This window comes from Lysinibacillus sp. FSL K6-4013, from assembly GCF_038630435.1.
Classification (GTDB): Bacteria; Bacillota; Bacilli; order Bacillales_A; family Planococcaceae; genus Lysinibacillus; species Lysinibacillus boronitolerans.
Genome location: NZ_CP152031.1, coordinates 3,440,539 through 3,461,422 on the forward strand (window position 1 = coordinate 3,440,539; position 20,884 = coordinate 3,461,422).

Annotated in this window: 15 protein-coding genes and 1 other annotated feature; of the genes, 8 read left to right on the top strand and 7 right to left on the bottom strand. The window is 37.7% G+C overall.

The features are described 5' to 3' along the window. Nucleotides 1-18 precede the first annotated feature (18 nt). On the bottom strand, nt 19-1,719 hold the full coding sequence (gene ezrA / locus MHB39_RS17000; RefSeq protein ID WP_054549944.1) for a septation ring formation regulator EzrA: 1,701 nt from the start codon (nt 1,717-1,719) through the stop codon (nt 19-21). 163 nt (nt 1,720-1,882) lie between these two features. Here ezrA and hisJ point away from each other — a divergent pair, with 163 nt between their 5' ends. Both hisJ and MHB39_RS17010 read left to right on the top strand, forming a co-directional pair. Beyond that, nucleotides 1,883-2,677 (top strand): histidinol-phosphatase HisJ, encoded by a 795-nt coding sequence (hisJ, locus tag MHB39_RS17005; RefSeq protein WP_066037559.1) that lies wholly within the window; start codon nt 1,883-1,885, stop codon nt 2,675-2,677. Nucleotides 2,678-2,702: 25 nt separating this feature from the next. After that, the gene (locus MHB39_RS17010) at nt 2,703-3,182 is read left to right on the top strand and encodes a GAF domain-containing protein (protein WP_048393529.1); all 480 of its coding nucleotides are present in this window, start codon (nt 2,703-2,705) and stop codon (nt 3,180-3,182) included. Nucleotides 3,183-3,270: 88 nt separating this feature from the next. Here the strand turns inward: MHB39_RS17010 and MHB39_RS17015 are convergent, their stop codons facing one another. Beyond that, nucleotides 3,271-5,154 (bottom strand): GGDEF domain-containing protein, encoded by a 1,884-nt coding sequence (locus tag MHB39_RS17015; RefSeq protein WP_342544662.1) that lies wholly within the window; start codon nt 5,152-5,154, stop codon nt 3,271-3,273. A gap of 468 nt (nt 5,155-5,622) precedes the next feature. Between MHB39_RS17015 and rpsD the strand changes: the two genes are divergently transcribed. The 4 genes from rpsD (at nt 5,623) to MHB39_RS17035 (ending at nt 10,687) form a co-directional block, all read left to right on the top strand. Next, nucleotides 5,623-6,225, top strand: coding sequence for a 30S ribosomal protein S4 (gene rpsD / locus MHB39_RS17020; protein ID WP_016991579.1), 603 nt, complete (start codon nt 5,623-5,625; stop codon nt 6,223-6,225). Nucleotides 6,226-6,418: 193 nt separating this feature from the next. Next, a complete protein-coding gene (locus MHB39_RS17025) occupies nt 6,419-7,633 on the top strand; it encodes an ISL3 family transposase (RefSeq protein WP_333007013.1) in 1,215 nt (404 codons plus the stop codon). Between the two features lie 904 nt (nt 7,634-8,537). Continuing rightward, nucleotides 8,538-9,743, top strand: coding sequence for an iron-containing alcohol dehydrogenase (locus tag MHB39_RS17030; RefSeq protein WP_036078383.1), 1,206 nt, complete (start codon nt 8,538-8,540; stop codon nt 9,741-9,743). A gap of 140 nt (nt 9,744-9,883) precedes the next feature. Next, nucleotides 9,884-10,687 (top strand): cobalamin-binding protein, encoded by an 804-nt coding sequence (locus MHB39_RS17035; RefSeq protein ID WP_342544663.1) that lies wholly within the window; start codon nt 9,884-9,886, stop codon nt 10,685-10,687. Between the two features lie 50 nt (nt 10,688-10,737). Here the strand turns inward: MHB39_RS17035 and tyrS are convergent, their stop codons facing one another. Beyond that, a complete protein-coding gene (gene tyrS / locus MHB39_RS17040) occupies nt 10,738-12,006 on the bottom strand; it encodes a tyrosine--tRNA ligase (protein WP_342544664.1) in 1,269 nt (422 codons plus the stop codon). Nucleotides 12,007-12,089: 83 nt separating this feature from the next. Beyond that, nucleotides 12,090-12,298 (bottom strand) — a binding site (T-box leader). 102 nt (nt 12,299-12,400) lie between these two features. Here tyrS and MHB39_RS17045 point away from each other — a divergent pair. Both MHB39_RS17045 and MHB39_RS17050 read left to right on the top strand, forming a co-directional pair. Beyond that, nucleotides 12,401-15,433, top strand: coding sequence for a transglycosylase domain-containing protein (locus MHB39_RS17045; RefSeq protein ID WP_342544665.1), 3,033 nt, complete (start codon nt 12,401-12,403; stop codon nt 15,431-15,433). Between the two features lie 133 nt (nt 15,434-15,566). After that, nucleotides 15,567-16,448, top strand: a complete 882-nt coding sequence (locus tag MHB39_RS17050; RefSeq protein ID WP_342544666.1) for an NAD-dependent epimerase/dehydratase family protein — start codon at nt 15,567-15,569, stop codon at nt 16,446-16,448. A 105-nt stretch (nt 16,449-16,553) separates the two neighbouring features. Here MHB39_RS17050 and MHB39_RS17055 read toward each other — a convergent pair whose 3' ends face one another. The 4 genes from MHB39_RS17055 to argC all read right to left on the bottom strand — a co-directional run bounded on the left by MHB39_RS17055 (nt 16,554) and on the right by argC (nt 20,828). Continuing rightward, a complete protein-coding gene (locus tag MHB39_RS17055; protein WP_342546935.1) occupies nt 16,554-17,684 on the bottom strand; it encodes an acetylornithine transaminase in 1,131 nt (376 codons plus the stop codon). Nucleotides 17,685-17,756: 72 nt separating this feature from the next. Then, a complete protein-coding gene (argB, locus tag MHB39_RS17060; protein ID WP_036078391.1) occupies nt 17,757-18,542 on the bottom strand; it encodes an acetylglutamate kinase in 786 nt (261 codons plus the stop codon). Then, complete coding sequence (argJ, locus tag MHB39_RS17065; protein WP_036078393.1) at nt 18,505-19,737, bottom strand: bifunctional glutamate N-acetyltransferase/amino-acid acetyltransferase ArgJ; 1,233 nt, start codon at nt 19,735-19,737, stop codon at nt 18,505-18,507. The genes argB and argJ overlap by 38 nt, the downstream gene beginning before the upstream one ends. Nucleotides 19,738-19,793: 56 nt before the next feature. Continuing rightward, the gene (gene argC / locus MHB39_RS17070; RefSeq protein ID WP_258859348.1) at nt 19,794-20,828 is read right to left on the bottom strand and encodes an N-acetyl-gamma-glutamyl-phosphate reductase; all 1,035 of its coding nucleotides are present in this window, start codon (nt 20,826-20,828) and stop codon (nt 19,794-19,796) included. Nucleotides 20,829-20,884: the final 56 nt, after the last annotated feature.

Consider the following 20,884-nt stretch of genomic DNA (forward strand, 5'->3'; position numbering starts at 1 on the left):
CTCAAAATGTTATTTGAATTATTTTGCTATGAATTCTTCGGCAACCATTTCTTGAATACGCTTTAAGGCACCTGGCTCCATTTCTTCCACTGCTGTACCGGCTTCTTCTAAAGCCTTTGCATAACGGAATTGATGGAAAGCCTCTTCTGCTTCTCTTAAACGTCCGTTCAATTTTGGGTTCGATGCGCGATGGCGATTACCGTACTGAATAATACGCTCAATGAGCATCACATTTTCTATTAACTCATGTGCCTTTACTTTAACATCCTCTACACAGAGTGTTGCTGCATTTAGATTATTATGAACAGTACCCATATTAAGTGGTACTTCTTGCAAGCTTTGCATGACAACATAGATGTGCTCTGCTGCCTCATCAAGCCGTGCATCCATCTCCTCAGGAATTCCTGGAATATTTGCCTTGTTCAATAAACGATCAGTATCCTGTAATATTTTCTTTAAGTTTTCGACTTGAGCGCGTGCCTTATTTTCATCTATTCGAAGTTTCTTCATTGTATTCGATAGATGACCTTGTTCTTCGTGAATTCGTTCAAGCTCTTCACTAATTTCGATTAACTCTTCCTGTAAGCTAGAATAAGCTGATTTTTCTTCCCTAACTCGCATAGCTAATAGATCATAGCGACGTTGCAGTGCTTCCAATTGTTTTAAAGCGGCTTTTGGAATTTCGGCATCTTTTTCATTTAAATGATAACTTTGCTGTACATACGTTGCCTCGTCATTCACTAATTTTGTTGAAGAAATGACATTGGTAATAGAACTTAATAAACGATCACAATTTTGATCTACATAATTTTTAGCAATAACCTCTTTTTCAAGTAAATCATAAAAATGGTCGATTTCTTCATTTATTTCTGTCACACGCGGTTTAACAACTTTTAAATTCAGCTCTGCAAGTTCGAGTTTTAATGCCTCAAATTCTTTTTCATATTTATTAAGTGCATCTGTCAATTCTAAATGCTGTAAATAGTAAGATTGGTCTTCCATTTCACGCTGACCATTACGCAATTCCTGAACCGCACCTGGTAGCTTCACTTGAATTTCCGTTAAGATGGTTGGAACATCATTAATATATTCGAATGTCTGCTGCGATTCTTGATTTAAGCTAATGACAATTTCTCGCGCTTGCAAATAATTACCTTCATTCGTTAGGACATCGAACTCTTCAAATTTTTGAACAAATGTCTCTAGCTTCTTCTCTAATGCAGGTAATGCTACACCGAATGAATGCTGATGAGCCAGCAATGTCTTTCTTGCAGAGCGATAGTATTCTTTTAATTGTTCGATTTCAATTCGATTTTTTTCTTCGCTGCCAATTAATTCATTCAGTTCTTCTAAAATTTTATTTTTATCTTGGTCGCATTTCTCAATGTAATCTTCAATTTCACGTTCTATTAAAGTTGCCCTTTTAAAACGAAGTCGATTAATTTGATCCTCAGCATCAAATAGAAGAGAATCGATTTTAGTCATATGTACGTCGATGACTTCATCCCAAGTATTGCGCCATCGTTCAAACATTTCTTCCGTTTCACCGTTCATGTTTAAAGATTTTACTTTTGAAATTTCTTCATTTATAGGATTATGTTGTATTTGTAATTTTTCATTTTCTAGTTTTGCAATAATTGCAACATGTTTTCTTCGCATCATAAATCCTACTATGGCTAAAATTAATAGTAGGATAATCGGAATGATGATATACTCCATCGTAAGCCTCCTATTCTACAATAAACGAATTGGCTAGTTGTATTTATTATATACTATGTTTTCGCCTTTTGTACTAAAATTTAAGTGTTTTTCAGAAAACCGTATTTTCGCTATTGTGAAATATTTAAATAGCGTATCTATAGAGCTAAAGGAGTGGTAAATTATGAAACGTGATGGGCATATACATAGTCCTTTTTGTCCACATGGCACTACGGACTCATTCAAGCAATATATTGAAAAAGCAATTTCTCAACATTTCACAGATATAACATTTACAGAACACGCCCCATTGCCCAAAAGTTTTGTCGATCCAACCCCGCAACAAGATAGTGGCATGAATCCTGATGATCTCATGTCTTACATTGAAGAATTGCAACATCTACAACAACAGTATGCACAAGATATTCGTATCCGCATCGGACTAGAAGTTGACTACATCCAAGGCTACGAACAAGAAACTCGTCAATTCCTTGATACCTATGGACATCTTTTAGATGACGCTATTTTATCAGTCCATTTTTTAAAATGGCAAGATACCTTTGTATGTATCGACTTTTCTTCTGAATGCTTTATTGATTTTTCAAAAAAAGTTGGCTCTGTTGAACTGGTATATGATTTATATTATGATACTGTCCTACAATCGATTAGAGCAGATCTTGGACCATACAAACCAAAACGGATTGGACATCCATCACTTATTCATAAATTCCAACTAGCGCACAACGAAAAAATCAATGACACCCCACGTATCAAAGAAGTATTAGACAGCATGAAATTCGCGGGCTATGAATTAGATTTAAATAGTGCAGGTTTAAGTAAACAATATTGTCAGGAGCCTTATCCACCATTTGCCCTTATCAATTATAGTCAAACTATTAAACTACCATATGTATTTGGTTCAGATGCACATTGCGCAGAAGATTTACATCAACACTATAATGTTATATTACCAATTTAAATAACTTTTAAACGAGGTGCTTAGTATGTTTACACAAATTAATTACGAAGGATCAATTGCTGACCAGTATCTGACATTATCAAAACAATTAGATGCACTATTAACTGGCGAAACCAATCAAATCGCCAATTTAAGTAATGCCTCTGCTCTGTTAAATCAATTTTTAACGAACATTAACTGGGTTGGTTTTTATCTCTTGCAGGATAATGAGCTTGTGTTAGGACCATTCCAGGGTCTTCCTGCCTGTGTTAGAATTCCTATTGGGCGTGGTGTTTGTGGTACAGCTGTGGCAACAAGAGAAACAGTTGTTGTAAAAGATGTACATGATTTTCCAGGGCATATTGCCTGTGATGCTGCATCGCAGTCTGAAATTGTTATACCGCTAATGAAGCAAGGTGAAATTATTGGTGTGTTAGATATCGATAGTCCTATCGTGAATCGCTTTTCAGAGGAAGATCGTAATGGCCTAGAGGAATTTGTTAAAACACTCCTTAACCATTTATAATACAATATTAAAAATTGCCCTGAAATGTTTTATATTGTCATTTCAGGGCGATTTATTTAAACAACCATTTACGTTTTGCTTTATAATCCTATGAATTCGTTTGGAACGATCCATTGTGAGTACAAAAGCGATTTTTCCCGCTGTTTTTCGCCTCATACAAGGCTGTATCTGCATGTAAAAACACAGATTGGAATGCTGGTCGATCTCGCTCATCCCATGTTATAAGACCCGCAGAAATGGTTACTTGTGGATCTGTGGCACTTGGGATGACTTCCACAATGGTTGATGCTAATTCTAAAGCTTCTTTTTCATCGATGTTAGGCACATAGACAGACATTTCTTCTCCACCCCATCTTGCACATATCCCACGACTTCCAATAGTCTCTTTTAATTGAACCGCAATCTGAACAAGAATTTTATCTCCAACTTGGTGACCATACGTATCATTAATACGTTTAAAATTATCAATATCAATTAACAAAAACATACCCGATTGATCATATTCAAGTGATTTTTCTACAAACTGATCGAGGTAACTGCGGGCATACAGTTTCGTTAAATGATCCAAATCGACCATTTCCTGTAGCTGTGTTCGTAAAATTGAGTTTGCAATGGCTAATGATGAGTGGTGAATTAAAGATTGCATTAATTTGAAACTATCGAATGAAAAGAAATATGGCTCTTTATGTAAAACAATACTGAAACCATTAATCTTTTCCTCCATAAGTATAGGAATCGCCATAATCGAGCGATACTCAATTTGATTAGGAGTTAGACGGCTGAAATCGGCAACAAATAGTGGATCATTCGTTTGAGCAAAGTGCTGTTCAACATGTTTTATATAACTTTGACCATTTTCTGAATGGAACAGGGAGGTACTTGCACCTGTTATTTCAAATGTATCATGTTTTTTAAATGCGAAACAAACTTCCATTGGCTGAAAGGATTTCAGTAACTGCTTTTGTAGGAAAAGTAACATTTCATGAATGTCAATTCGCATATTTAAACGATGCGAAGTTTCATTGATGAGTTGTAAATCACTTACGAGGCGATGCGATTGATGATATAATTTTGCATTTTCAAGAGCATTTCCTGAAGCTTGTGCAAGCATCCGTACAAAATCTTTTTCGGTTGTTGAAAAAAGATAAGTGGTGGGAGCACTTACTTGCAAGATGCCATAAATAGCTTGCCTGCCCTTAATCGGTACATTTAACAACCGACAATTTAAATCGCTCACTAGCTCTGTGGTTAACTCTCCTGATACAAAGGCTTCAATTGTAGCAGGTCTTTCTGATAAATAATCAAAAAGCTTAATATCGATGGTCGTGTGTCGATCTTGATCATTCGATAAAATAAGCTCCACATTAAACTCAGGAAAATTATCCCGTATATTTTTTAATACATTTTCTAAAATTAAATCAATATCCATTGTTGAATGAAATAAATCAGTCATGTTATATAGTTTTCTATATTGGTCTTCATTTATTTTGACATCTAAATTGTCTTTAATCATTTGAAGAACCTTTGAAAGTATTTCTATACACTCTTCACCATACTCCGAGGTCATAAAGTCTGTCCAAGACTCTGTTGCCTCCACAAGTAATACACCAATGGGATTTTTGCCCTCTGCTTGGAAAAGCACCATATCTGTCATCATTGAATAGGCCTGTCTTGCTTTCAATATATAAGGAATTTTCACTACTTTTTGTTGATAAAAACTAGCTTCGATCATCAGCCATGACACAGCATTTAGCTTTGTTTCAATTGTTAATGAAGCCATCTCTTCTATTGGGATTAAGGAATTACCTTCAAAACTAAGAAAAGCAGCATTATCAATTTTCAAGCGCTTCTTTAGAAACTGTTTCAATGAACAAAAATACCCATTAAAACTAGTTTGTTCTTCATAAGAACTCACCCAAAAGCTCAAAACATCAGATTTTATATATTTTAGCGTTTGTAAATGGTCTGTCATGAAATCACCTTTTCTATATAACGTCCAAATCAATTACTATTAACTTATAATATATTATACATAATTTGTGTCATTTTGACTATGTAATTATCCCTTAGTTTTACAATTTACATAACACAGCGTATCATTAACTATTCCCATATTATTTAAAATAGGTAGTGAGGAATTTCCTACTATGTTCTTTTATATTTTTTTACTAGCTAATAATTGACGTCCTTGTCCTAAGCAGTTACAATGGAGGTTGTGTAAAATAAACGCAGCAGTGGTATAAGCTTATGATTGTATTTTATTCCTCTATTTTCTGATATACAACTACTTAGATGATCAGTAATGAAAATTAGATGGTGTATTGTGTAACCTAACGGCTGCATAGGCGAAAGTACATGAAAATAAAATGCGTGTAAGAACGGGTACTACTGGTTTTTGTTTTACAACAAAAAAACCAAATTTAAAGGAGGAGACAACAATATGTCTCGTTATACAGGTCCATCTTGGAAATTATCACGTCGTCTTGGTATCTCACTAAGCGGTACAGGTAAAGAAATCGAAAAACGTCCTTACGCACCAGGACAACACGGTCCAAACCAACGTAAAAAATTATCAGAATACGGTTTACAACTTCAAGAAAAACAAAAACTTCGTCATATGTATGGTATGAACGAACGTCAATTCCGTACTCTATTTAACCGCGCTGGTAAAATGAAAGGTGTTCACGGTGAAAACTTCATGATCCTTCTTGAAACTCGCCTTGACAACTTAGTTTACCGTTTAGGTTTAGCTCGTACTCGTCGTGGAGCTCGTCAATTAGTTAACCACGGTCACATCTTAGTAGATGGCAAACGCGTTGATATCCCATCATACAGCGTAAAACCAGGTCAAACGATTTCTCTTCGTGAAAAATCTCAAAACCTTGCTGTAGTAGTAGAAGCAATCGAAGTAAACAACTTCGTACCTGACTACTTAACATTCGATGCTGACAAAAAAGAAGGTACATTCACTCGCCTTCCAGAGCGTTCTGAATTATCAGCTGAAATCAACGAAGCATTCATCGTAGAGTTCTACTCTCGTTAATCAATTTGCTCTGCAAATGATGCCAACAAAATCCCTGAAATCCCTTGTATATCAAGGTTTCAGGGATTTTTTATTTTTTAGGTTCTATAATATTTTTTGGGGTATTTACACAATTACACGCATAAAAAAAGCACAGATTCACTGATTTATATATACTTGAATTGTCGAGAAACAAGTAATAGAAAGGTGAACTGTGCAAATGAATTTTAACATGAATATCCCAGGATTAAAAGATGTAGAGATTACGAAAGTAGAAGAAGTAGGCGATCGAATCGCATTGTATGTGCAATTGCCTAAGTGCACGCATCCATGTCCAGTTTGTGAAAAAAAAACATCGAAGGTTCACGATTACCGTATACAAAAGATCAATCATTTAAAATGGTTTGAACGTTTAACTATTCTTTTCTATAAACGTCGTCGTTATGTTTGTGATTGTGGAAAGCGTTTCTCTGAAAAATCCCCCTTCGTAGATAAATATCAACGTTACTCAAAGGAATGGAATCAAGTAGTGAGTATACGTGCTATTAAAGCTAAAACATTTAAAGAAGCTGCAGAAGTGCTAGGTACATCAACCACGACGGTTATTCGCCGTTTTAAAAAGGTAGCGAAAAAACAATTAGTAGAGGGTGTACGTTTACCAAAAGCAATTGCGATTGATGAGTATAAAGGCGATACAGATGCAGGTACGTATCAGTTAATCATTGCGAATGCGGAGACGCGCGAACCGATTGATATTTTACCGAATCGTAAAAAAGAAACCATAAAAAATTACCTAAGTCAGTATGGAGCAGATGTTGAGATAGTGGTCATGGATATGAATCCAAGTTTTAAAGCAGCTGTTCGTCAAGCGCTAGGTCGACCTGTTATTGTGGCAGACCGGTTTCATTTTAGCCGTTATATCTATTGGGCAATGGATGAAGTGCGCCGACAAGTACAAAAAGAATGGGACAAATACAATCGTACAAAGTGTAAACGTATGCGTCATGTATTGTATAAACGTGCATCTAAATTATCACCGAAACAACAGTGGTACTTACAGCGTTATACAGAAATGTCTGAAACATTAAAAGTAGCTCATGAATTAAAGGAAGCCTATTGTGAATGGTTTGATTGGGCAAAGACAAAAAATGATGTTGTAGAAGTGAAGAAGCGATTACTAGCTTTTTACCGTAAGGTAGAAGAGACAAAATTACCAGCTTTCTTAAAAGCCATTCAAACATTGAAGAACTGGCAAGTAGAAATCTTAAATAGCTTTAGTTTTGGTTATTCCAATGGCTTCTTGGAAGGCATTAATAATAAAACAAAAGTGATGAAACGGAATGCATATGGCTTTCAGCGTTTCGATCACTTTCGAGCAAAAATCTTATTAAATTTAAAGTATAAAGAAATCGGAGTTCATCTGGGTTAATGTGTTAAAAGATTACACCACCCCAACATTTGACTTAGAACCATTTTTTACCATTTAATCTAAATGATTCTAACTCCTCTGAACAATTCAAACCTACGTTTTTTGCTTTGAATCATTAATGCAGAAACGAATATAGCAGCGGATGGAGTCGCTCGTTTAACTTCATGTAGAGTCAGCAATAATAAGAAGTCTAATTTACTTTCTGTAATGCCCAAAGAAGCTAACTCATTGTTTGCTACATCCAACACATAATCACTTAACCATAACAACATTAATCACAGCTTGGCATCTTGATTTGTATCACTTGAAGAAGACATCTGAATATACGGCCCTACCCCTAATACTGGTAAATCATCTTTATGTGTGTACGTTTTCTTGCTTTTTGTCAATAAAATCACCTTTTAATTAGATTATCGAATGCAAGAATTTTTATTTATTTCCACTAATTTCTCCAAAATAATGCACTACTTTTTTAGCGCAGACGCATTGCCCCAATTATAACCAACAATAATTTTTCTCTCTTACTATTGTGACAACTTTATGTACTTTAAAATAGCAATTACATAGTTTCAAAATAACATAATCACTACCTTTATAATAAAAACAAAATATCAGTTATTTACTATTCATTAGATCATCAAAATAGAACTGTTTTCCAAAAAATATATTTTACTTTCATAATAAAATATTTTTAAAACCTTTTTAAATTCAATATTCTACTACAAAACAACATTCCATACCCCTTTCATCGCTTTAACTTTTTTGTAAAATAATAACATGAAGAAAATTAACATTTTTAATAAAAATACGAGTTGAACTTTTACAAAAAATAGAATACGATGAATTGCGAAAGGTGGTTCACCATCATTCAAGCAATAATAATTTTTTAAAAGGGGTTGGAAATATGTCAGACGTTCTAAAGCAATTTGTTATGCCGAAAACAAACTTATTTGGACCTGGAGCAATTCAAGAAGTTGGTAAGCGCTTAAATGATTTAGAAGTGAAAAAGACATTAATCGTAACAGATGAGGGCCTACACAAATTAGGTCTCTCAGAACAAATTGCAAACATCATTACAGCTGCTGGAATTGATGTAGCAATTTTCCCTAAAGCAGAACCAAATCCAACAGATCAAAACATTGAAGATGGTATTGCAGTGTATCATGCTGAAAACTGCGATTCTATTGTTTCTCTTGGAGGAGGTAGCGCACACGATGCAGCAAAAGGTATCGGACTTATTGCTTCGAATGGTGGACGCATTCATGATTATGAAGGCGTTGATAAATCACAAAATCCACTTGTGCCATTAATTGCAATTAATACAACGGCAGGCACTGCAAGTGAAATGACTCGTTTCACCATTATTACGGATACAGCTCGTAAAGTAAAAATGGCCATTGTGGATAAACATGTGACTCCGTTACTTTCTATTAATGATCCAGAACTAATGATTGGTTTACCTCCTGCTCTTACAGCAGCTACTGGCGTTGACGCATTAACACATGCCATCGAATCATTCGTTTCTACGAATGCTACACCAATTACAGATGCATGTGCTGAAAAAGTACTTCAACTGATTCCTGAATTTTTACCACGTGCCTATGCAAATGGAGCTGATATAGAAGCTCGTGAACAAATGGTATATGCACAATTTTTAGCGGGAATGGCCTTTAATAATGCATCACTTGGCTATGTTCATGCAATTGCTCATCAATTGGGTGGTTTCTATAACCTACCGCATGGCGTGTGTAATGCTATTTTATTGCCACATGTTTGTCGATTTAATGTTACAGCACGTACAGAGCGCTTTGCTCGTATCGCTGAATTATTAGGAGAAAACGTAGAAGGTTTAAGTAAGCGCGATGCCGCTGAAAAGGCTATTACAGCTATTGAGAAATTATCACAAGATTTAAATATTCCTAGTGGCTTCCGTGAATTAGGGGCAAAAGATGAGGATATTGAGATCTTAGCAAAAAATGCATTGTTAGATGTGTGTGCTGAGACGAACCCTCGTAAAGCAACACTAGAGGATATCAAACAAATCATCACAAATGCAATGGGACCTATTGTGAAAAAAGAAGAGTCACTCGAGGCAGTTGCCCTTTCTTAATCGACGGTTTCCTATAAGTCTATGACATAGGGTGGAGAAAACAAATGTTTTCTCCACTTTTTTATGGGCTCGAAATACACACATTGTCTATCATGGAAACTCTCGCTATACTTTTCTTAAAAAGGATGGGAGAATACGATATGCGCTTAATTTCAATTTGTCCTAGTAATACAGAATTAGTTGCCTATTTAGGGCTGACAGACCAGCTCGTTGGAGTCGATGATTATTCCGATTGGCCATCAACAGTTAAAGATCTGCCACAGCTTGGGCCAGATTTATCAATTAACATGGATGCGTTAGAGGCATTACAGCCTGATCTTGTTCTGGCTTCTTTGAGTGTACCAGGTATGGAAAAAAACATTGAGGCACTAAAAGAAAGAAATATTCCTCATATTATTTTTAATGCAAACTCATTAGAAGAAATTGCGCAAGATCTTCTGACACTTGGGCAAGCTTGTCAAGTAGAGGAACAAGCAAAGACAATTGCTGAAGAGTACATGCATTCCATCGGAAAAATGTATTCCATTGCACAAACAATTCCGAAGAAACCTACCCTCTATTGGGAATGGTGGCCTAACCCTATTTTCACTCCTGGGAAAATAAATTGGCTAACAGAAATTAGCGCTCTTGCTGGTGGCACTAATCTATTTCAAGATGTTGAGCTTGCTAGTGTTCAAACAGATTGGACAGATGTTGTTAAACGCCAGCCTGACTATATCATGATGGCTTGGGTTGGTGTAGCATTTGAGCGTATCCAACCTGCTAATTTATTAAAACGTCCATATGCCAAAGAGTTACATGCCATTCAATCGGAACAGCTCCATGTAATGGAAGAATGGCTGTATTGTCGCCCTTCTCCACGACTTATTGAAGGTGCTATAAAGCTTGCAAAAATACTGCATCCTAAAGAATATGAACAAATAAAACCTCCAAGTTTCTTATGATTAAAAAACCACATCCAACTTTTTATGGGATGTGGTTTTGCAAATAGAAATTATATAAATTTCACCATATGATATTTTTTCTTACCTCGACGGACAATGCTAAATGCATCATCTAAACGATCCTTCGCATCGACTACATATTCTAAATCCGTTACCTTTTCACCGTTTACACTAATCGCACCATTTGATACATCTTCACGTGCTTGACGTTTGGAAGAGGAAATGCCTGCCTCCACAAGTAGGTCCACAATGTTTTTATCATCTTTAGCCATTTCAATAGAAGGAACATCTTTAAAAGCATCCTTCATTTCTTCAGCTGAAAGTGCTTTTAGATCTCCTGAGAATAATGCAGCTGTAATACGGATGGCTTGCTCTAATGCCTCTTGACCATGTATTAAACGAGTCATTTCTTCAGCTAGTGCCTTTTGTGCCTTACGTAAATGTGGCTCCTCCTCTACAGATACGGCTAAAGCTTCAATTTCTTCACGAGATAGGAACGTGAAGATTTTTAAGTATTTTATGACATCTGCATCAGCTGCATTGATCCAGAATTGGTAGAACTCATATGGAGATGTTTTCTTACTATCTAGCCAAACAGCACCACCTGCTGTTTTACCAAACTTTGTGCCATCTGCCTTGGTTACTAATGGAATCGTAATTCCAAAGGCTTTCGTTTCTTCCTCGTGTGTTTTACGAATAACCTCTAACCCTGTTGTAATATTACCCCATTGGTCAGAGCCACCTACTTGAATACGGCAATTGTAGTGATTGTATAAATGATTGTAATCAATACCTTGAATTAACGTATAGGCAAACTCTGTAAATGAGATTCCTGTATCAAGACGAGAAGCAATCGTATCTTTTGCTAACATGTAGTTTACGTTAATTAATTTCCCATAATCACGTAAAAATTCAATTGTGTTTATATTACCAATCCAGTCACGATTGTTCACAAGCTGAGCACCATTGCCATCTTCTGCAAATTCGAAAATACGTTCTAATTGACTACGGATTCCTTGAACGTTTTTATCGATTTGCTCTACTGTCTGTAATTGGCGCTCTTCTGAACGGCCAGACGGGTCACCGATCATCCCTGTTGCACCACCAACAAGTAAAATTGGACGGTGGCCTGCTTTTTGGAATCGACGAAGTGTTAACAATGGAACAATATGTCCAATATGCATGGAGTCAGCTGTTGGATCTACCCCACAGTATAAAGATACGGATTGTTCATTTAATAATTTTGCCATGCCTTCCGCATCTGTTTGTTGGTATAGCAAACCACGCCATTCTAAATCTTGTAATAATTCGTTTGTCATGTTCATTCCTCCTAAAATGGTTAAATTCGTTACGTGCATGGACATGTTTAAATAAAAAAAGTCCCTACACGCAAACAATTGCATGCAGGGACGTTAAGTTGCAAACTAACGCGGTACCACCCAGCTTGAAGATGTCATCCACCTTCCACTTCATTCAGCCGCCTTTATCGCAGGCGCGCACGTCTAAGCTCCAAGTACGTAATTCGTCTCTACATTATGACCAGTTTTCACCAACCACTGGCTCTCTAAACAGGGAATATAGACACTACTGCAAACTCTTCATCACCAGAAAACTATAAACATAATTTTATACGATTCTTTTTCAAAGTCAATAACTATGTTCGTGCTAAAACAATATGTGCTATAATAGACAAGATTTTAGGAGGTCGATACATTGAAAGATTGGATTGAAAAAATCAATGCAAAGATCGATGAATTACTTGAACAAAAATGGATGAAGAAATTACGTATTTCAGGTAGTGTTACCTGGAACTTATTTTTACTATTTTTAGTCTTTGCATTGGTTGGCACTGTATTTGTCGGTTCAGTTGGAGCTGGTTATTTTGCTTCTCTTGTCAAAGAAGAACCATTACGCTCAAAACAAGAGTTAAGGGATCAAATTTTTAGCTATGAAGAAACCAGTGAGATTTATTTTGCCAACGATATTTATATTGGGAAATTAAGGACAGATTTAGATCGACGTGAAACTTCGCTTAGCAATGTTGCACCAGAGGTCGTGAATGCTGTTCTGGCAACAGAAGATGAATATTTTCGAGAGCATAACGGAATTGTTCCTAAAGCGGTTGTTCGTGGGTTATTACAAGATGTCACTAACTCTGCAACGCAGACAGGTGGTTCTACACTTACCCAGCAGCTTATTAAAAACCAAGTACTAACTAATGAAGTATCATACGAGCGTAAAGCTAAGGAAATTTTACTGGCGATGCGTTTAGAACATTTTATGACGAAGGAAGAAATATTAGAGGCTTATTTAAATATCATTCCCTATGGTCGTAACTCTTCAGGACGAAATATTGCAGGTGTTGAAACAGCTGCGGAAGGAATTTTTGGCGTAAAAGCAAAAGAATTGTCTCTTCCTCAAGCTGCGTACATAGCTGGTATTCCACAGGCACCATTTGCTTATACACCATTTACAAATACAGGTGAACTGAAAAGTGAAGAAGCTTTGAAACCAGGTATTGATCGTATGAAAACAGTACTTTATCGTATGAAAGAAGCTGGTTATATTGATGATGCACAGTATAATGAAGCGTTAAACTATGATATTGCTGCTGATTTCCGTGGACCAGAAATGCGCGCGGAGGATCGTTATCCTTGGTTGACTTATGAGCTTGAAGCTCGTGCAAAAGATATTATTGCTGAAAAACTAGCAAAAGATGATGGGATTGACCCAGAGCGCTTAAAGTCAGAAAAGAAATTAAAGGATAAATATACGATTTTAGCAGATCGTGATGTTCGTTCAAAAGGCTATCGTATTTATTCAACCATTAATAAAGATATGTATGATGCAATGCAAAAAGCAGCAAAAGACTTCCAGTATTATGGTCATACGTATACTGGTAAAGGGAAAGACCCTGTTACTGGTGAAGAAATTGATATTGAGATGCCAGTACAAGTAGGTAGTATTTTAATAGAAAATACGACAGGTCGCATTTTAAGCTTTGTTGGTGGTCGAGACTTTAAAACCACTCAAGTAAACCATGCAACACAAGCTTATCGTTCTAACGGTTCTACAATGAAACCATTACTTGTTTATGGACCTGCCATTGAGTATGGCGTAATCGGTGCGGGTAGCCCATTAGTTGACGTGAAATTCTCAGTCGGTTCTTGGAGTCCAAGTAACTATATTACGAGTGATGAGCGAGGTCTTATCCCAGCACGTGAAGCTTTAGCAGATTCTCAAAACATTTCAGCACTACGTTTATATAATGATATTATTAGTAGACGCCCTGCAGATTTGTTAGTAAAAATGGGATTCTCAAAATTACATCCCGATGATTTTACTAACCTAGCAACTGGGATCGGCGCTTTAAGAGAAGGAACTACTGTTGAAGAAAATACAAATGCCTTTGCTACCTTTGCAAATGGTGGCCTATTCATTGACGCTTATATGATTGATCGAATTGAAGACCAAGAAGGAAATATTGTTTACCAACATGAAGTAGAACCTGTTCAAGTATTTAGCCCAGAAACATCTTATATCGTGACAGATATGTTACGTGATGTTCTCACTAAAGGAACAGGGACAATGGCACGAAATACATTAAAGTTCTCTTCTGATTTTGCTGCAAAAACAGGGACTTCTCAAGAATATAAAGATGTTTGGTTAGTTGGTTATAACCCTAATGTATCTCTTGGTGTTTGGATGGGTTACGATCAACCTCGTACACTTTATGCATTTAACAACACCTATTTACAGCCAAGCGTTCGGGTGAATAAGCTATGGGGTACTTTAATGAATGCCGTTTACGATGCGGACCCTCAGCTAATTGACCCACCAACAAGTTTTAAGGCGCCTAAAAATGTTGTGACTGCGTCATTCTGTGGCATTTCCGGCATGGCCCCTTCTGCAGCTTGTGCTAGCGCAGGTCTTGTACGCTCAGATTTATTTAATGCGAAAGTATTTTTACCCTCACAACCTGATGATAGCTTAGCCTCTTCAAGTGTTGTGACGATTAAAGGAAAAACTTATAATGCGTTGCCAAATACACCAGCCGAGTTTGTAAAAGCAGGTGGCGCAGGCATTAATCAAGACTTTATTAAACGAATGTTAGGTAGACTTGGCGGGAACCCTGCTAGTCTGTTACCAAAGAATTCTACATTGTCGAATTCATCTGTATCAGCTGTTGATTTCCCAGCAGATGGTAGCCCTCCAGCAGCTGTCTCAGCTTCAGTAAATGGCTCTACATTATCATGGTCAGAGTCATCGAATGATGTTGTTGGTTATCGTATCTACAACGTTACGAATGGCGGTAATACACTTGTAACGTCCGTACTAGAGTCAACACAAAGCATTACGGTTGCTAGTGGACAAGCTTATGTAGTGGTCGCTGTAGATATTACAGGTTTAACATCACCACACTCCAATGTTGTGTCTACTGGCGGTAGTGAAAACGAACCTGATCCAGAGGAAAACGACCAAGAACCAATACCACCTACAACGCCACCTACTAATGGCAATGGCAATGGTTCGGGTAGTAACGGCAATGGCTCCAATAACGGGAACGGGTCTGGTAATAACGGCAATGGCTCCAATAACGGTGATGGTTCTGGTAGCAACGGCAATGGCTCCAATAATGGAAATGGATCCGGAAGCAATGGTGATGGATCTGATAACCCTGGAGATGGCACAAACGGAGGAGACAATGGTAATACCACTACTCCAACTGAAACGTCAAGGCGCTAATCCATTATGCCTTAGCAAGCATTTGTAGTAGATAATCAATTAAACAGACTTACTGCATTTTACTTATGAATTGTAGTTAGTCTGTTTTTTTGTCATTATTAAGAGGACTACTATTTTGAAGGGGTGAAAATATATGAACATATTGATTTTAGGAGGCACGCGTTTTTTTGGAAAAAAGCTAGTTGATCTTTGTATTCAAAATGGACATAATGTAACGATTTTAACACGTGGTCAAAGTGGCAATCCCTTTGGTACACATGTTAAGCAATTAGTAGTAAATCGTAATGATCGTGATGCTTTAGAACAGGCACTAGCCAATACAACATGGGACATTGTCTATGATAATATTTGCTATGCGCCCAACGAGGCACAAGCGATTTGCGAGATATTAAAAGGGAAAACGAAAAAGCTGGTCTTTACTTCTACTCTTTCAACCTATGAGGTAGATGGTAAAATGAAAAAGGAAGAAGAATTTGATCCATACCAGTATCAAATTCGCATGGGACATCAAGAGCAATTTTCTTATGGAGAAGGAAAACGACAAGCGGAGGCAGTATTATTCAAAGAAGCTTCATTCCCAGTCGTAGCTGTACGTTTCCCAATTGTGATGGGTGAAGATGATTATACTCGACGTTTACATTTCCACGTTGAACATATTTTACAGAATCAGCCGATTACTTTACCGAACATTGATGCAAAGATGAGTTATATTACAGATGAAGAAGCAGCTGAATTTTTATACTTTGCGGGTGTTACTCCTATTGAGGGACCATACAATGCTACCGCATCAGGGGCAATGTCTCTCAAAGATCTAATTGCTCTAATCGAAGAAGCGAGTGGTCAGCGCGCAAAAATTTCCCTCATTGGTGGTGATGAGGAATCACAGTCTCCTTATGGGGTGCCTGCTGATTGGTATATGTCCAATGCAAAGGCCGAGAAGGCAGGATTTACGTTTAGTCAGCTTGAAGATTGGCTACCAAAATTAGTGACAACATTAGTAAAACAGCTACAGTAGCATTTATAGCGCAAAGAATCTGCTAGATACTAGCAGATTCTTTGTTCATTCCTAATTTCAAAGGGATTTTTGCCGCTGGTGCCTCACTTTCATTGCTTAAGTGTATCACGGTAATATGTTCTTTAAAATAGTTACTGCTTTATCAATCTCTTCCTTTGTGACCGTTAATGGAGGCAAGAGACGAATAACTGTTGGCCCTGCCCCTACTAATAAAAGACCACTTTCTTCCGCTGCCGCGATATAAGGCGCTATTTCCGTGTCCCCACAGCCAATCCCTAACAAGAGACCCTGACCTTGAACAGTATAGCTAGAAGGTAAATGAGACCTTAGTTGTGCCACAAAATAGGCAGATATTTCTCGTACATGCTGTAAAAAATCCGGCTCAAACACATGATTCAAAACAGCTTGTGCCACATTCATCGCAAGAGGGTTTCCACCAAATGTTGTACCGTGTGTTCCTGGACTAAATGTAGCATGAAGCTCAGCAGTTCCGAGCATTGCACCAACAGGGAAACCACCACCTAAGCCTTTTGCCAAAGTTATGATATGTGGCTTTAATACCGTTTGTTCAAATGCATAGCGTGTTCCTGTTCGCCCAATGCCCGTTTGCACTTCATCAACAATTAGTAGTATACCTTGCTCCTCACAGACTTTTGCAATAGCTGCTGCAAATTCTGCCGATACACTATTAACGCCACCCTCTCCCTGAATCATTTCTAACATTATAGCTGCCACAGAATCATCAACGGTTGCTTCAAGTGTAGCAGCATCATTAAAGGGCAAAATCGAAAATTTTTCTACGAGTGGTCCAAAGCCATTATGTACTTTGCCTTGACCTGTTGCAGACATTGCTCCAAAGGTACGACCATGGAATGATTTTTCAAATGTAATAATATGATGTTTGCCTGTATGCTTACGAGCTAATTTAATGGCCGCTTCATTAGCCTCAGCCCCGCTATTACAAAAAAAGGCATGTGAAAAGTGTGTATTAGCAATTAATTTTTCTGCCACCTTTTCCTGACCTGGTATTTCAAAAAGATTTGAAATATGCCATAGCTTTTCGCTTTGCTCTTGAAGTGCCTGTACAATAGCTGGATGGGCGTGACCAAGACTCACCACAGCAATGCCACTAGTAAAATCCAAGTATTGCTTCCCTGTTGAATCCTCAACAATTGTCCCTTGACCTTTGACAATTTGTGCACGACGCTTGCCGTAGTTCTCGAATAAAACACTCATGTTATCATCTCCACTATCATTTAAAATAGTTTCTTTCAACAACTATACTTCTCAAGCTATCCTATTAGAACACTAGAAAGAATGAAGTTCACTTGAAGCTACAATCGTTGTACCAATTAATGTTGCGCCCACGATTTGTACGGAAGGAATCCCAGCTCTTAAACAGTCGATCGCTCCTTGTACTTTCGGAATCATTCCACCGTAAATATGACCCTGCTCTGTCCATTGATCTATAAGAGTAGGTGTAGCTATTGCTTGATATTCATCCTGAATACGGATTCCACTCACATCCGTAACAAGTAATAGGCTATCTGCTCCGACCGCTAAAGCAACTTCACTTGCTACCGTATCGCCATTAATATTAAGAGCCTGACCTGCTTCGGTCGCACCTACGCAGGCAATAACAGGTACAATCCCTACACCCATTAAAGCTTCCAATAAGGAAGTATTGATATTTTTAATAGCTCCAACATAGCCATAAGTCTCTTGATCTAAAAAATCTACGACCATCAACTGACCATCAAAGCCATTTAATCCGATGGCTGCTATACCGGCTGTTGTTAACTCATGAACTAATGCAGTGTTCACTTGGCCTATTAGGGTCGACTGGACAACCTTAATAGCAGCCTCATTCGTGACACGTATTCCATTTAATGTATGCGATTGTATGCCTTGAGCAGCTAGTTCTCGATTTATGGCTGGCCCACCCCCATGGGTAATAATCAGCTCTACTCCACTCTCTTGTAATCTTTTAAAATTATCAAAGAAAGCCTCATTTAAACCTTCCAGTGTACTGCCCCCAAGCTTTATGACCATACGTTTACGAGCGGTATGATGCATTGATTTGGACATAGTCATATGTTAAGTCACATCCCCAAGCATGCCCCTTACCATCACCCACGCCAAGAGACACATAGATTTTTACCTCATGCATTTTTAAAATTTGAATTAACTCATCCTCAGAAAAAGGAATTGGCTCACCGTTTTCTACCATAGTAGCACCACCGATTTGGATGGTAATTTTATCTGGATCCACTGTTGCGCCACTATACCCTACTGCTGCAATAATACGCCCCCAGTTAGCATCACAGCCGAAAACAGCAGTCTTTACAAGTGGTGAACCAACGACTGTTTTTGCAATTTTACGTGCCTCCTCGTCTGAAATTGCACCAACAACCTCCACTTCGATAAGCTTCGTTGCCCCTTCACCATCTTTGGCAATCATTTTTGCTAAATCTTCCGCTACTGTTTGTAAAGTGTAATAGAAATTTTGCCAATCTGGATGCTCTGGTGTTAAAGAATCATTCCCTGCCAAGCCATTAGCCAATACTACCACTGTGTCATTAGTAGATGTATCCCCATCAACTGTAATTGCGTTAAATGTTAAATTAGTAATCGTCGATAAAGCTGCCTGCAATACATCAGATTCAATGTTGGCATCTGTTGTAATAAAGCCTAGCATTGTTGCCATATTAGGTTCAATCATACCTGAGCCTTTTGCTACACCTGCAATAATAACTTCCTTGCCATCCACAGTTGTACTATAGCTTGTGTTTTTCATGACAGTATCTGTTGTCAAAATAGCCTGCGCAAAGTCAATAGCACTTTCTAAATTGTCCTTTGGCTCTAACTGTAGAATACCGTTTGCTACTGGCTCTAATTTCATCATTTCTCCAATAACACCTGTCGAGCAAACACCCACCAAATCTGGCGCAATCCCTAATTTTTCAGCAGCTAGCGCTTGCATTGTTTGGGCGTCTTTTACACCTTGTTTACCTGTACAAGCATTCGCATTGCCTGAATTGACGATCATCGCTTGCATTTTCTTAGTTGCATAAACAACTTCCTTCGTGACTTTTAATGGCGCTGCTTGCACAGCATTTGTTGTAAAAACACCTGCAACACTTGCTGGGACTTCACTTACTAAAATAGCTAAATCCTTTTTCTTATGCTTTAAACCACAGTGTAATCCTGCTGCCTTAAAGCCTTTTGGTGAAACAATATTTTTACTTGATAGTTTTTTCATTACATTCGTTGAAGTGGTAACTGTCATCCGAAATTCCTCCTTAGATTAATAAATAAGAGAAGCATACAGTTTCCTGCATGCTGTTAAATAAAGAACGGTACGACATCTAGCCCTGTCGTTTGTGGTAAGTCAAATTGCACATTCATATTTTGGATAGCTTGCCCTGCTGCTCCTTTGACAAGATTATCAATTACGCTAACAATTGTGGCGCGATTTGTACGAGAATCTACTTTTACTAGAATGTCACAATAATTTGATCCCTTGACACGATTTGTCCCTAAACTAGATGCATCCGTAACGATTCGAACAAATGGATGATTTTCATAGGTTGCCTGTAAGCAAGAGATCAATTGCGCCTCTGTAATTCCCTGCATTACCGGTGCATAGGATGTCGCCAAAATTCCCCTGGTCATTGGAACCAGATGCGTATTAAAAGTAATTGCTGTATCTGCTTGAGCAAACATGGAAAGTGCCTGTTCAATTTCGGGAATATGTTGATGTGTATTTACTTTATAGATCGAGAAATTCTCATTTGTCTCACTAAAATGGGTAGTTTGTGAGGGCTTATTGCCAGCTCCTGAAATGCCACTCTTTGCATCAATAACTAGAAAACTAGGATCAATTAAACGCTCTTTTACAAGTGGCAGTAAGGATAATAAAACTGCGGTTGGGTAGCAACCCGGGTTGGCAACGAGTGTTGCTTGACGTATAAGCTCTGTATTCCATTCTGTTAAACCATACACACTTTGTTGAACACTATGGAACGGTGCAGCCTTTTTGCCATACCAGGTTTCATAGCTTGCGAGATCTTTTAAGCGAAAATCACCAGATAAATCGATTAACTTTGGTCCTTTCCCAACCAAAGGCGGTAATAGCTCACTTGTCACCCCAGATGGTGTACTTGTAAAAACAACATCAAATTTTGCTAAAGTGTCATACGCTATCTTTTGTAACGGTGTATCAGCTATCTTAACAAGATGACCAAATTTGGAAGAAAATTGAACACCCTCTTCTGAAGAAGTAAATAAATCAATCTGCTCTACAGCTGGATGATTATGTAAAAAACGAATAAGCTCTAGTCCACCATATCCAGTTGCTCCAACAATACCTACTTTCACTGCACTCACCTCTGAAATAAGTTAAAAATAGTATACGTCTGCATATTTATTAAGTC

Bases quoted from the DNA above. Each gene is read 5' to 3' on its own strand.
- MHB39_RS17015 (WP_342544662.1), bottom strand. From the start codon at position 5,154: ATGACAGACCATTTACAAACGCTAAAATATATAAAATCTGATGTTTTG.
- MHB39_RS17055 (WP_342546935.1), bottom strand. From the start codon at position 17,684: ATGAGTGTTTTATTCGAGAACTACGGCAAGCGTCGTGCACAAATTGTC.
- tyrS (WP_342544664.1), bottom strand. From the start codon at position 12,006: ATGACAAACGAATTATTACAAGATTTAGAATGGCGTGGTTTGCTATAC.
- MHB39_RS17030 (WP_036078383.1), top strand. From the start codon at position 8,538: ATGTCAGACGTTCTAAAGCAATTTGTTATGCCGAAAACAAACTTATTT.
- argB (WP_036078391.1), bottom strand. From the start codon at position 18,542: ATGACTATGTCCAAATCAATGCATCATACCGCTCGTAAACGTATGGTC.
- MHB39_RS17050 (WP_342544666.1), top strand. From the start codon at position 15,567: ATGAACATATTGATTTTAGGAGGCACGCGTTTTTTTGGAAAAAAGCTA.
- MHB39_RS17010 (WP_048393529.1), top strand. From the start codon at position 2,703: ATGTTTACACAAATTAATTACGAAGGATCAATTGCTGACCAGTATCTG.
- hisJ (WP_066037559.1), top strand. From the start codon at position 1,883: ATGAAACGTGATGGGCATATACATAGTCCTTTTTGTCCACATGGCACT.
- argJ (WP_036078393.1), bottom strand. From the start codon at position 19,737: ATGACAGTTACCACTTCAACGAATGTAATGAAAAAACTATCAAGTAAA.
- ezrA (WP_054549944.1), bottom strand. From the start codon at position 1,719: ATGGAGTATATCATCATTCCGATTATCCTACTATTAATTTTAGCCATA.
- MHB39_RS17035 (WP_342544663.1), top strand. From the start codon at position 9,884: ATGCGCTTAATTTCAATTTGTCCTAGTAATACAGAATTAGTTGCCTAT.
- rpsD (WP_016991579.1), top strand. From the start codon at position 5,623: ATGTCTCGTTATACAGGTCCATCTTGGAAATTATCACGTCGTCTTGGT.